Below are 692 nucleotides of genomic sequence, written 5' to 3'. Positions count from 1 at the left end.
TTAGATTGAAAAAGATGCGATTAGAACCACGCCGTAAAGATGCCTAGATTCCTTAATAATGAAGGATTCGTTGGTGATTCTGAGATAGGCTAGTGATTGGCTCTATAATGTCGCGGTTTACAGTTGGGTCTTCGCTCCAACTGCATATATAGTTACACTTTTCGCTTAGCGAATTAGTGTATCTTACCTAATAGCTTCGCCTATTAGGTTCCATCATTATTATAAATAATAAGTACACTACGGTTTACAGTTGGATCTTCGCTCCTACTGCATATATAGTTACACTTTTCGCTTGGCGAATTAGTGTATCTTACCTAATAGCTCCGCCTATTAGGTTCCATCATTATTATAAATAATAAGTACACTATGGTTTACAGTTGGATCTTCGCTCCAACTGCATAAGAGCCTGAGACATAAATCAATGTTCTATGCTCTACAAAGTTATAATGGCAGTAGTTGACTGAACGAAAATGCGCTTGTAACAAGCTTTTTTCAATTCTAGTCAACTTTGCCGGGGTGGGACGACGAAATAAATTTTACGAAAATATCATTTCTGTCCCACTCCCTAAAAGGAGGTGAATGCTATGTCACAAGAAATTTTAAATGTTGAAGGTATGAGCTGTGGTCACTGCAAAAGTGCTGTTGAATCTGCATTAAATAATATTGACGGTGTCACTTCAGCTGACGTTAAC

1 protein-coding gene is annotated in these 692 nt (G+C 37.7%); it reads left to right on the top strand.

What is annotated here, in order from left to right:
- Window positions 1-584: 584 nt before the first annotated feature.
- Window positions 585-692: cation transporter (locus IDG60_RS18855; RefSeq protein WP_142236232.1), on the top strand; the 108-nt coding region annotated here is incomplete at its 3' end.

Source organism: Staphylococcus sp. EG-SA-2, from assembly GCF_017152085.1.
The sequence above is the reverse complement of the archived record's forward strand: the minus strand, read 5'-3'. Positions and strand labels throughout refer to the sequence as shown.